The organism is Zestomonas ipomoeae (assembly GCF_057128665.1).
On record NZ_JBSKHQ010000025.1, the window covers coordinates 20199 to 32063 of the forward strand.

Annotated in this window: 9 protein-coding genes; 6 read left to right on the forward strand and 3 right to left on the reverse strand. The window is 63.7% G+C overall.

Annotated elements, in window-relative coordinates; all coding sequences use genetic code 11:
- Positions 1–1195 precede the first annotated feature (1195 nt).
- Complete coding sequence (gene rapA / locus ACWKV7_RS21320) at positions 1196–4039, reverse strand: RNA polymerase-associated protein RapA (RefSeq protein ID WP_483859713.1); 2844 nt, start codon at positions 4037–4039, stop codon at positions 1196–1198.
- Positions 4040–4217: 178 nt separating this feature from the next.
- Here rapA and ACWKV7_RS21325 point away from each other — a divergent pair, with 178 nt between their 5' ends.
- The 4 genes from ACWKV7_RS21325 (at position 4218) to ccoM (ending at position 6474) form a co-directional block, all read left to right on the forward strand.
- Complete coding sequence (locus ACWKV7_RS21325) at positions 4218–4514, forward strand: aspartate-semialdehyde dehydrogenase (protein ID WP_483859714.1); 297 nt, start codon at positions 4218–4220, stop codon at positions 4512–4514.
- Between the two features lie 48 nt (positions 4515–4562).
- Positions 4563–5162, forward strand: coding sequence for an alpha-ketoglutarate-dependent dioxygenase AlkB family protein (locus tag ACWKV7_RS21330; protein WP_483859715.1), 600 nt, complete (start codon positions 4563–4565; stop codon positions 5160–5162).
- Entirely contained in the window at positions 5159–5317 is a 159-nt protein-coding gene (locus tag ACWKV7_RS21335; RefSeq protein ID WP_483859716.1) for a hypothetical protein, read from the forward strand. The genes ACWKV7_RS21330 and ACWKV7_RS21335 overlap by 4 nt, the downstream gene beginning before the upstream one ends.
- A gap of 1043 nt (positions 5318–6360) precedes the next feature.
- Positions 6361–6474 (forward strand): cytochrome c oxidase subunit CcoM, encoded by a 114-nt coding sequence (gene ccoM / locus ACWKV7_RS21340; RefSeq protein WP_483859717.1) that lies wholly within the window; start codon positions 6361–6363, stop codon positions 6472–6474.
- Positions 6475–6583: 109 nt separating this feature from the next.
- On the opposite strand, the gene ACWKV7_RS21345 is transcribed toward ccoM, so the two are convergent.
- Positions 6584–7054, reverse strand: coding sequence for a MaoC family dehydratase (locus tag ACWKV7_RS21345; protein WP_483859718.1), 471 nt, complete (start codon positions 7052–7054; stop codon positions 6584–6586).
- The gene (locus tag ACWKV7_RS21350; RefSeq protein ID WP_483859719.1) at positions 7051–8007 is read right to left on the reverse strand and encodes a lysophospholipase; all 957 of its coding nucleotides are present in this window, start codon (positions 8005–8007) and stop codon (positions 7051–7053) included. The genes ACWKV7_RS21345 and ACWKV7_RS21350 overlap by 4 nt, the downstream gene beginning before the upstream one ends.
- Before the next feature lie 208 nt (positions 8008–8215).
- Here ACWKV7_RS21350 and fadD2 point away from each other — a divergent pair, with 208 nt between their 5' ends.
- Both fadD2 and fadD1 read left to right on the forward strand, forming a co-directional pair.
- Positions 8216–9904: a long-chain-fatty-acid--CoA ligase FadD2 gene (gene fadD2, locus ACWKV7_RS21355; RefSeq protein ID WP_483859720.1), complete on the forward strand. Its 1689-nt coding sequence runs from the start codon at positions 8216–8218 to the stop codon at positions 9902–9904.
- A 227-nt stretch (positions 9905–10131) separates the two neighbouring features.
- Positions 10132–11820, forward strand: coding sequence for a long-chain-fatty-acid--CoA ligase FadD1 (gene fadD1 / locus ACWKV7_RS21360; RefSeq protein WP_483859721.1), 1689 nt, complete (start codon positions 10132–10134; stop codon positions 11818–11820).
- Positions 11821–11865 lie beyond the last annotated feature (45 nt).

Below are 11865 nucleotides of genomic sequence, written 5' to 3' on the forward strand. Positions count from 1 at the left end.
GCTAACCCGGATGGGCTGGAGCTGCCGAAAGGCTGTTTCGGACCCTGACCTGCGTCGGGGTGACGGGGCTGAGGAGGGATCGGGATGCGAAGCGGTGCCGCCGGATACCTCGAGGTCTTGGCTTGGGATGTGTGCCAAGTCCCGGAAACAGGCACAGCATGCGACTCCGACGTCTCCCCAGTCACGTCTTCCCGGCGCAGGCCGGTATCCAGAGGGCAGGCAACCCGGAGTTTTCTGAAGCACCGCCTGGGTCCCGGCCTTCGCCGGGAAGACGGGCTTGAAGGAGTGTGCGCAGGGTGCACGGCGGTGTTGCCTGATGCCTTGTTGCTCCGCGCAGGCGCGAAACAACCGAAGCGGTCGCGGCATGCGGCACCGATAGTTCGACCCATCGGCGCTTTCCCGTTTACGTCATACCGGCGCAGGCCGATATCCAGAAGGCAGGCAACCCGGAGTTTTCTGAAGCGCCGCCTGGGTCCCGGCCTTCGCCGGGAAGACGGGCTTGAAGGAGTGTGTGCAGAGCGTACGGAGGCGTTGCCTGATGCCTGTTGTTCCGCGCAGGCGCGAAACAACCGAAGCGGTCGCGGCGCGCGGGGCCGATAGTTCGACCCATCGGCGCTTTCCCGTTTACGTCATACCGGCGCAGGCCGGTATCCAGTTGGCAGGCAACCCGGAGTTTCCCGAAGCGCCGCCTGGGTCCCGGCCTTCGCCGGGAAGACGGGCTTGAAGGAATGTGTGCAGGGTGCACGGCGGTGTTGCCTGATGCCTTGCTGTTCCGGGCTGGCGTGAACGACCGAAGCGGTCGCGGCATGCGGCACCGATGGTTCGACCCATCGACGACTCCCCCAATCACGTCATACCGGCGCAGGCCGGTATCCAGGGGCCGGCAGCCCGAAGTTTCCCGAAGCACTTCCTGGGTCCCGGCCTTCGCCGGGAAGACGGGCTTGAAGGAGTGTGCGCAGGGTGCACGGCGGTGTTGCCTGATGCCTTGTTGCTCCGCGCAGGCGCGAAACAACCGAAGCGGTCGCAGCACGAGGCGCCGATGGCTGGACCCATCGGCGCTTTCCCGGTTACGTCATACCGGCGCAGGCCGGTATCCAGTTGGCAGGCAACCCGGAGTTTCCCGAAGCGCCGTCTGGACCCCGGTATTCGCCGGGGCAACGGGAAGGGGGAGGCCGGGTCGCGTGTGGCTCCTGCCTCAGCCGGCTACCAGCACGCGAATCGCTTCCAGGCGCAGGGCGGCCTTGTCGAGCATTTCCAGGCCATCGTGGCGCTGCTTGCGCAGGGCTTCGATCTCGCTGTCGCGCACGCTGGGGTTGACCGCTTGCAGGGCGGTCAGGCGTGCCAGCTCTTCGTCCAGCTCGGCCGCCAGGCGGTGCTTGGCCTCTGCCACGCGCTGGGTATGGCGCGGCTCGATCTTGGCCTCGGCGGTATTGAATAGCGCGGTGAGCTGCTCGCGCTGGGCCTGGACGAACTTGCTGGCGCTGGCCCGCGGTACGCTTTCCAGTTGGTCGCTGAGGGTGTCGAAGGACACCTTGGCAGCCAGGTCGTTGCCGTTGGCATCGAGCAGGCAGCGCAATGCCGCCGGCGGCAGGTAGCGGCCGAGTTGCAGCGCCTTGGGCGCCACCACTTCGCTGACGAAAAGCAGTTCCAGCAGCAGGGTGCCGGGCTTGAGGGCTTTGTTCTTGATCAGTGCCACCGCGGTGTTGCCCATCGAGCCGGACAGCACCAGGTCCATGCCGCCCTGCACCATGGGATGTTCCCAGGTGAGGAATTGCATGTCCTCGCGGGCCAGTGCCTGTTCGCGGTCGTAGGTGATGGTCACCGCCTCGTCGTCGCCGAGCGGGAAGCTGGCGTCCAGCATCTTCTCGCTGGGGCGCAACACCAGAGCGTTGTCGGAGTGGTCCTCGCTGTCGATGCCGAAGGCGTTGAACAGTTCTTCCATATAGATGGGCAGGGCGTACTGGTCGTCCTGCTCGCGGATCGCCTCGACCAGCTCATCGCCTTCGCCGGCACCGCCGGAGTTGAGTTCCAGCAGACGGTCGCGGCCGCTGTGCAGTTCGGCTTCCAGGCGCTCGCGCTCGGCCTTGGCCTCGGCCACCAGCTTGTCCCACTCGCCGTCGTCACCGCCTTCCAGCAGCGGCAGCAGGCGTGGGCCGAACTGGTGCTGCAGCGCGTTGCCGGTCGGGCAGGTATTGAGGAAGGCATTGAGTGCCTGGTGATACCAGTCGAACAGGCGCTCCTGGGCGCTGTTTTCCAAGTATGGCACGTGCAGCTGGATAACGTGCTTCTGGCCGATCCGGTCGAGGCGGCCGATGCGCTGTTCCAGCAGGTCCGGGTGGGCCGGCAGGTCGAACAGCACCAGGTGATGGGCGAACTGGAAGTTGCGGCCTTCGGAGCCGATTTCCGAGCAGATCAGCACCTGGGCGCCGAATTCCTCATCGGCGAAATAGGCGGCGGCACGGTCGCGCTCGAGAATGCTCATGCCCTCGTGGAATACCGTGGCCGGGATACCGGAGCGCACGCGCAGGGCGTCTTCCAGGTCCAAGGCGGTTTCGGCATGAGCACAGATCACCAGCACCTTGAATTTCTTCAGCATCTTCAGCGTGTCGATCAGCCATTCGACGCGCGGGTCGATGCGCCACCAGCGCTGCTCGTCGCTGCTGTCCTGCTGCGCCTGGTAGTGAAGCTCCGGGTACAGGTCGGCGTGCTCGCCGATTGGCAGCTCCAGGTATTCGTCCGGGCTCGGCAGCGGGTAAGGGTGCAACTGGCGCTCCGGGAAGCCCTGCACCGCCGCGCGGGTGTTGCGGAACAGCACGCGGCCGGTGCCGTGGCGGTCGAGCAGCTCGCGCACCAGGCGACCGCTAGCGTCGATGTCGCCATCGCTGACCGCCGCCAGCAGCGCCTCGCCTTCGGCGCCGAGGAAGCGGGCGATGGTGGCGTGGGATTGTTCCGACAGGCGGCCCTGATCGAGCAGTTCGCGCACGGCTTCGGCCACTGGCCGGTAGTGCTCGCTCTCGGCGCGGAAGGCTTCGAGGTCGTGGAAGCGGCTCGGATCGAGCAGGCGCAGACGGGCGAAGTGGCTGTCCTGGCCCAACTGTTCCGGGGTGGCAGTCAGCAGCAGCACGCCGGGAATGACTTCGGCCAGTTGTTCGACCAGCGTGTATTCCGGGCTGGCCTTTTCAGGATGCCAGACCAGGTGATGGGCTTCGTCCACCACCAGCAGGTCCCAGCCGGCGGCGAAGGCGGCGTCCTGGGCCTTTTCGTCGCCGACCAGCCATTCCAGCGAAACCAGCGCCAGTTGCGCGTCTTCGAAGGGATTGCTGGCGTCGCTCTCGGCGAAGCGCTCGGCGTCGAACAGGGCGACCTGCAGGTTGAAACGTCGGCGCATTTCCACCAGCCACTGGTGCTGGAGGTTTTCCGGAACCAGGATCAGCACCCGGCCGGCGCGGCCAGAGAGCAGTTGGCGATGGATCACCAGGCCGGCTTCGATGGTCTTGCCCAGGCCCACTTCGTCGGCCAGCAGCACGCGTGGGGCGATGCGGTCCGCCACTTGGCGGGCGATGTGCAACTGATGCGGAATCGGTTGGGCACGGGCGCCGCCAAGGCCCCAGAGCGAGGATTGCAGCAGGCGGCTCTGGTGCTCCAGGCTGTGGTAGCGCAGGGCGAACCAGTTCAGCGGGTCGACCTGGCCGGCGAACAGGCGATCGCTGGCCAGGCGGAACTGGATGAAGTTGGACAGCTGGGTTTCCGGCAGGGTGCAGGGTTCGTGCTCAGCATTCAGGCCGTGGTAGACCAGCAGCCCGTCGATGTCCTCGACCTCGCGCACGGTCAGCTTCCAGCCCTCGAAGTGGGTGATCTCGTCACCGGGGGCGAAGCGCACGCGAGTCAGGGGGGCATTGCGCAGGGAGTACTGGCGGGTTTCGCCGGTCGCCGGGTAGAGGACTGTGAGCAGACGGCCATCCTGTGCCAGGATAGTGCCCAAACCCAGTTCCGCTTCGCTGTCGCTGATCCAGCGTTGCCCCGGTTGATACTGCGCCATGCGTGACTCTCCAGCCGTGAAAAAGCCGGCTATGGTAACGGAATGCCGAGCACAGGGCGACGGCAGTGGCCGACGGATCTTCGCTGAAAGTGTAGCGAGCGCGGAGGCCGTCGCCTCAAGTCGCGTCGCCCGCGGCCGACAGTGAAGACGTGAGGGGCCTTTCAAGGAGGGGCCATATATGTTGCCGCCTATTCCCCAAGGCATGATGCCGGTGGTCGCCCAGCAGGATGTGGTCAAGCCTCGGCCGGATATCCCGCCGGTTACCCCGGTTCAGCAGGCTTCCCAGGAGAGCGCCGTCAGCCTGGACAAGCGTCATCCGCAAGAGGCGGAGGAATTGCTGCGCGAAGAGCAGCGCCGCCGCCAGCGACGTGGCTACACACCGCTGGAGCTGGCCAAGGGCGAGATCGAGGAGGCCGACGAGGCCGCCATCGACGATTTGCCGCGGCAGGGGCTGTGGGTGGATGTCGAGGTCTAACGCCGAGTCCACCCCAGGTATTTCATTGCTTACTGACAGAAGCCGCTCGTGACTCTTTTCGCTGAAACCGATCTCCTCCTTCCCGACGCCGAACTGCACTATTTACCCGACTGGGTAGAGGCCGGGCGTGCCGACCGCTGGCTCGCCGAGTTGCTCGAGCAGACGCCCTGGGAGCAGCCGAAGGTCCACGTGCATGGCCGCTACCATCCGGTACCCCGGTTGTTGGCCTGGTATGGCGATCCTGGGGTGAACTATCGCTATTCCGGAATCAATCATCAGCCGCTGGCCTGGACGCCCTTGCTGGCGGAGATCCGCGAGTGGGTCCAGGCCGCCGTCGGCCAGCCGGTCAACGGCGCGCTGCTGAATTACTACCGCGATGGCCAGGACTCTATGGGCTGGCATAGCGACGACGAAGTGGTGCTCGGGCGTAATCCGTTGGTCGCCTCGCTGAGCCTGGGCGGTGTCCGGCGCTTCGATCTGCGGCGCAAGGGGACCAGCCGTATCGGTCACTCCCTGGAACTGAGGCATGGTTCGTTGCTGGTCATGAGCGGGCCGACGCAGCATCATTGGCAGCACCAAGTGGCGAAAACGCGCAAAGCCTGCGCACCGCGCCTGAACCTCACCTTCCGCCAGATCCAGCAGCCATGAGCGACGACGACAAGCTGATCGACTTCAGCGCCGAGCGCGGCAAGCGCATCCACGACCTGCATGAGAAGCGCCTGTATGAGGTACGCCAGGCCTTCGAGCAGGCGCTGCCGCTGCCCAAGGGCAAGAAGAAGCCCAAGGGCAAGAAGAAGCGCTGATCGACCCGCGACGAGCGGCGAGTGAGGACGCCAGATCACTGGCCAACGGTGGTATGACAGGCTGGCGGTGGCCCGATTGCCCTGGTTGAACCATGAGCCGTGAACGCGCCGCCTATTGCTTCCCTCGAAAGCCAGAGGGGGCGCCTCCGTCGAAAATCCTGGGCGGACGTTGTTCCCGGTTGCCTGATCCTGGATACCGGCCTGCGCCGGTATGACGTGGTTAGGGGAGTCGGCCGCATGCAAGTACCTACACCTGAGTCCGGTATGCACGTCAGCTCATGGACATGAACTGTCAGGCAGCACCGTCGCGCCCCCGAGCATCCATTCACAAGCCCGTCTCCCCGGCGAAGGCCGGGGTCCAGTCGACGTTCGAGTGACGCCGGACTGCTTGCCCCTGGATACCGGCATGCGCCGGTATGACGTGATTGAGGGAGGTGTCGATGCCGTATCACCGGGTCGCATGCAAGCACCTACTCCTGGGTCCGGGAGCACTCAGCTCAAGAGTTTTGGGGTGTCAGACAGCACCGTTGAGGCCCTGAGCATCCATTCACAAGCCCGTCTCCCCGGCGAAGGCCGGGGTCCAGTCGACGTTCGAGTGACGCCGGACTGCTTGCCCCTGGATACCTGACTGCGCCGGTATGACGTCATTGGGAGCGGGGGCGATAGCCACATCACCGGGGCCGCATGCAAGCACCTACTCCTGGGTCCGGGAGCACTCAGCTCAAGGATATGAGCTGTCAGGCAGCACCGTCGCGCCCCCGAGCATCCATCCACAAGCCCGTCTCCCCCGGCGAAGGCCGGGGTCCAGCCGGAGTCATGGAGGCACCGGGAGCCGGTGAGTCTTGCGGGCAGAACAGGGAATCATGTCGTTGCGGCTCGACCATGGTGCCCTGCACCACTGCCAAAAATTGATCCAGATCAGCGCTTGCTCACTGCGAGCAGTGGCTTACCGGCGCTATTGATCCCGGTCAATTTTCCACAGCTTCGGCATGGGTATCTTGGCCTCATTCCCTGACAGCGCCCCATCGCAGGAGGCTCCCCCCATGTTTATCGACGAAGTCGTTTTGGCCGGCATCATCATCGTCGGGCTCACCATCGCCTTTTGCGCCGGGGTCGGCATCTTCATCTGGAAGGACGCCCAGAAAGGCAAGCACTAGTTCCTTCCAGACAACGAGCACGCAAGGCATTTGGGCGACTTCGGTCGCCCTTTTTTTCGTGCGGGAAATCGTGGGGAGGCGCGCAGCCAAGCGGCACGCCTGGGCGGGATCAGCCGATGGTGATCGGTGGCAGTTCCGGCAGTTCGACGGTCAGCGCCTGCTTGGGAGCAAGCACCTCGGCATCGCCGTCGACGACCTGTTCGTCGTTCTGGTTGAACACCCGAGTTGCCAGCTTGACGCGATTCTTCGGCAGTTTCTCCAGCACTTCCAGCTCCACTCGCAAGGTGTCGCCCAGCTTGACCGGGCGGGTGAAGCGCAGGTTCTGCCCCAGGTAGATGGTGCCCGGACCGGGCAGCTCGCAGGCGATCGCCGCACTGATCAGCGCACCGCTGAACATGCCGTGGGCGATGCGTTCCTTGAACATCGTGCCGGCGGCGTACTCGGCGTCAAGGTGCACAGGGTTGCGGTCGCCGGAGACGGCGGCGAACAGCTGGATGTCGCGCTCTTCCACGGTCTTGCTGTAGTCGGCGCGCTGGCCGACCTCCAGGGCGTCGTAGGGAAAGTTGCTGACTTGGCTCATGCGGTCTCCTTGGTTTGCGATTGACGCTGGCTGGCGCCCAGGGTCTGGTTCAGCCAGTCGATCAGGAAGCGGGTCACCTCGTCGCGGTTGCTCTCATTGAGCAACTCATGGCGGGCATCGGGATAAAGCTGCAGGTGCACGTTCTTGACGCCAGCCTGGCGCAGCACGTTGGCCAGGTCGGACTGGCGCTTGCCGTCGCTGACCGGGTCGCGTTCGCCGCCGATCACCAGTACCGGCAATTGCGGGTCGATCTGCGCCAGGTTCTCCACTTTGGATATCTGCTGAAGGCCACCCATCAAGTCGACCCAGTACTGATTGGTGCAAAGGAAGCCGCAGAGCGGGTCCTGCACGTATTTATCGACTTCCGCCGAATCGCGGCTCAGCCAGTCGAATCCCGTACGGCACGGCTTGAACGCCTTGTTGAACGAGCCGAAGGAGAGGAAGTCGATCAGCTTGCTGCGGCCGGTCGGGCCCTGGCGCCAGCGCTCGAAGCGGGCGATCAGCTCGGCCATGCGGTAGAGGCCGGGCTGCTGGTAGTTGGAGCCGGAAAGAATGGCGCCCTGAAGACTGCTGCTGTGGCGCATCAGGTACGCCTGGGCGATGTAGCTGCCCATGCTGTGCGCAAATAGAAAGATGGGTGTTTCCGGATGCTGCTGGCGGATATGGTGGTTGAGGTTCGCCAGGTCGTTGATCACCATCTGCCAGCCATTGGTATCGGCGAAGTGGCCGAGCACACCGCGCTGGGCGGTCTGGCCATGGCCGCGCTGATCGTGGGCATAGAGTTCGAAGCCGGCATTCACCAGGGCTTCGCCCAGGCGCGCATAGCGGGCGCTGTGTTCGGCCATGCCATGGGCGAGCATGACCACGCCCTTGGGCGGCTGCTCGCCGAACCAGTGGTTGACATAGAGCGGGGCGGCGTCGCTGGCGGTCAGCCAAAAAGCATCGTGGCGCATGGCGGGTCCTTATGCCCGTAGGGTTGCGGCATTGTAGAGGCAGTGCCGGGCGTTTCCCAGCATGTCCAAGGTTGGGCAGCGTGACCAGAGATTCACGCAATTGATGAAGCAAACGTAAGTATTTGCGCGGGAAGGCTTAACTGCTAAGTTCCCGACAGCTCCGCGCGTGCGCGGTCGGATCATGTTCAGGTAGAAGGGGATAAAAACAATGCAACCTGATTTCTGGAGCGACAAACGCGCTGCCGGGGTACCCAACGACATCGACTATGGCGCCTTCAAGTCGGTCGTCGAGGTGTTCGAGCGCTCGTGCAAGAAGTTTGCGGACCGCCCGGCCTACACCAACATGGGCGTGACCCTGACCTACGCCGAGCTGGACCGTCTCTCCGCCGCCTTCGCCGCCTACCTGCAGAAGCATACCGACCTCGAGCCTGGCGATCGTATCGCCGTGCAGATGCCGAACATCCTGCAATACCCCATCGCCGTGTTCGGCGCCATGCGCGCCGGGCTGATCGTGGTCAATACCAACCCGCTGTACACCGCCCGCGAGATGCGCCACCAGTTCAAGGATGCCGGCGTACGCGCGCTGGTCTACCTGAACATGTTCGGCCACCTAGTGCAGGAAGTGCTGCCCGATACCGGTATCGAATACCTCATCGAAGCGCGCATGGGCGATCTGCAGCCGGCGCTGAAAGGCTGGCTGGTCAATACCGTGGTGAAGCACGTCAAGAAGATGGTGCCGAACTACCGCCTACCCCAGGCGGTTGCCTTCAAGGATGCGTTGCGCAAGGGCCATGGCCACGACCTCAAGCCCCATGAGGCCAGCCTGGAGCAGATCGCCGTGCTGCAGTACACCGGCGGCACCACCGGGGTGGCCAAGGGCGCGATGCTGACCCATGGCAACCTGGTGGCCAACATGCAGCAGGTGCATGCCTGCGTCTCCCAGCAGGGGCCGGATGGCCAGCCGCTGCTCAAGGAAGGCCAGGAGGTGATGATCGCGCCGCTGCCGCTGTACCACATCTACGCCTTCACCATTAACTGCATGTGCATGATGGTCAGCGGTAACCACAACGTGCTGATCACCAATCCGCGCGACATTCCCGGTTTCGTCAAGGAACTGAAGAACTGGCGCTTCTCCGCGTTGGCCGGCCTGAATACGCTTTTCGTCGCATTGATGGACCATCCGGAATTCAAGAACCTGGACTTTTCTAACCTGAAGGTCACCAACTCCGGCGGCACCGCGCTGGTCAAGGCTACCGCCGAGCGCTGGAAGAGCATGACCGGCTGCGACGTGGTGGAGGGCTACGGCCTCACCGAGACCTCGCCGGTGGCCAGTGCCAACCCCTATGGCGGCCTGTCGCGACTGGGTACCGTGGGCGTGCCGGTGCCGGGCACCGTCTTCAAAGTGATCGACGACGACGGCAACGAACTGGGCGTGGGCGAGCGCGGCGAGCTGTGCGTCAAGGGCCCTCAGGTCATGAAGGGCTACTGGCAGCGTCCGGAAGCCACCGCCGAAGTACTGGACGAACAGGGCTGGCTGAAGACCGGCGACGTGGCGGTCATCGACCCCGATGGTTTCGTGCGCATCGTCGACCGCAAGAAAGATCTGATCATCGTCTCCGGTTTCAACGTCTATCCCAACGAGATCGAGGACGTGATCATGGCCCACCCGAAAGTGGCCAGTTGCGCGGCGGTCGGCGTGCCGGACGAGCGTTCCGGCGAGGCGGTCAAGCTGTTCGTGGTGGCGCGCGAGGCAGGCTTGTCGGTGGAAGAGTTGAAGGCGTACTGCAAAGAGAACTTCACCGGATACAAGGTGCCTAAACACATCGTGCTGAAGGACGCCTTGCCGATGACGCCGGTGGGCAAGATTCTCCGTCGCGAGTTGCGCGACATCGCCTGATGCCGCATTGGCGGCTTCCTTGCTCGAAGTTTTGAAAATGACCGGAAGCATTGCTTCCGGTCATTTTTTTGACTGGGTGGGCCAGGTTTGGTGCTAGGCGGTCTTTGGCAAAGCTGCTACTCTCGGCGCGCTTTTTTGCCGATCAGTCGGCACAAAACAGGGAAAAACACAATAAACGGCCGCAGCTAACGCGGTACAGATCAGCTGTTGCTTAGGAGTGGGCGTCCATGACCGAAAACTTCTGGAACGACAAGTACCCTGCCGGGATAGTCTCCGAAATCAATCCTGACCAATATCCGAACATCCAAGCGGTATTGAAGGAATCCTGCCACCGTTTCGCTGACAAGCCCGCTTTCAGTAGTCTCGGCAAGACCCTCACCTACGGCGATCTCTACGAATTGTCCGGCGCTTTCGCCGCCTACCTGCAACAACACACCGGCCTGCAACCCGGCGATCGCATCGCCGTGCAATTGCCCAATGTCCTGCAGTATCCGGTTGCCGTGTTCGGCGCCATTCGCGCCGGCTTGATCGTGGTCAATACCAACCCGCTGTATACCGCGCGGGAGATGGAGCACCAATTCAACGACTCCGGCGCGAAGGCGCTGGTGTGCCTGGCCAACATGGCCCACCTGGCCGAAGAAGTGCTGCCCAAGACCGGCGTCAAATATGTGGTCGTCACCGAAGTCGGCGACATGCTGCCGCCGCTCAAGCGCCTGCTGGTCAACAGCGTGATCAAGCATGTGAAGAAGATGGTGCCGGCCTATAACCTGCCGCAAGCCGTCAAGCTCACCCAGGCGCTGGCCAAGGGGCGTGGCCAGGCGGTGCAGGAGGCTAACCCAGCCAGCAGCGAGGTCGCCGTGCTGCAATACACCGGCGGCACTACCGGCGTTGCCAAGGGGGCGATGCTGACCCACCGCAACCTGATTGCCAACATGCTGCAGAGCAAGGCACTGATGGGTTCCAACCTTAAAGAAGGTTGCGAGACGCTGATCACGCCGCTGCCGCTCTATCACATCTACGCCTTCACCTTCCATTGCATGGCGATGATGCTGCTTGGCAACCACAACGTGCTGATCGCCAACCCGCGTGACCTGCCAGGCATGATCAAGGACCTGGCGCGCTACAAGTTCACCGGCTTCGTCGGTCTCAACACCTTGTTCGTCGCGCTGTGCAACAACGAGGACTTCCGCCGTCTGGATTTCTCCGGGCTGAAGGTCACCCTGTCCGGCGGTATGGCCCTGCAGCTGGCTACCGCCGAACGCTGGAAGGAAGTCACTGGCTGTGCCATCTGCGAGGGCTACGGCATGACCGAGACCAGCCCGGTGGTGTCGGTGAACCCGTACCAGAACATCCAGGTCGGTACCATCGGCATCCCGATGCCGTCGACCCAGTGCAAGGTGATCGACGACGAGGGCAATGACCTACCGCTCGGTGCCATCGGTGAGCTCTGCGTCAAGGGTCCGCAGGTGATGAAAGGCTACTGGCAGCGCCAGGAAGCCACCGACGAGATTCTCAGCGCCGACGGCTGGCTGAAGACCGGCGACATCGCCCTGATCCAGGAAGACGGCTACATGCGTATCGTTGACCGCAAGAAGGACATGATTCTGGTCTCCGGCTTCAACGTCTATCCGAACGAGCTGGAAGACGTGCTGGCCACCCTGCCGGGCGTGCTGCAGTGTGCCGCCATCGGTATTCCGGACGAGAAGTCCGGCGAAGCGATCAAGATCTTCGTAGTGGTCAAGCCGGGCGCGACCCTGACCAAGGAGCAGGTGATGGACCACATGCGTGCCAACGTCACCGGCTACAAGGTGCCCAAGGCCGTCGAGTTCCGCGAGGCGCTGCCGACCACCAACGTCGGCAAGATCCTGCGTCGCGAGCTGCGCGACGAAGAACTGCGGAAAATGGGCAAGAAGTAAGCGCCCGGCTCCTCGCAAAGCCCCGCCCCGGCGGGGCTTTGTCGT

Coding starts and splice junctions, on each gene's coding strand:
- rapA (WP_483859713.1), bottom strand. CDS start 4,039: ATGGCGCAGTATCAACCGGGGCAACGCTGGATCAGCGACAGCGAAGCG.
- ACWKV7_RS21325 (WP_483859714.1), top strand. CDS start 4,218: ATGTTGCCGCCTATTCCCCAAGGCATGATGCCGGTGGTCGCCCAGCAG.
- ACWKV7_RS21335 (WP_483859716.1), top strand. CDS start 5,159: ATGAGCGACGACGACAAGCTGATCGACTTCAGCGCCGAGCGCGGCAAG.
- ccoM (WP_483859717.1), top strand. CDS start 6,361: ATGTTTATCGACGAAGTCGTTTTGGCCGGCATCATCATCGTCGGGCTC.
- ACWKV7_RS21345 (WP_483859718.1), bottom strand. CDS start 7,054: ATGAGCCAAGTCAGCAACTTTCCCTACGACGCCCTGGAGGTCGGCCAG.
- ACWKV7_RS21350 (WP_483859719.1), bottom strand. CDS start 8,007: ATGCGCCACGATGCTTTTTGGCTGACCGCCAGCGACGCCGCCCCGCTC.
- fadD2 (WP_483859720.1), top strand. CDS start 8,216: ATGCAACCTGATTTCTGGAGCGACAAACGCGCTGCCGGGGTACCCAAC.
- fadD1 (WP_483859721.1), top strand. CDS start 10,132: ATGACCGAAAACTTCTGGAACGACAAGTACCCTGCCGGGATAGTCTCC.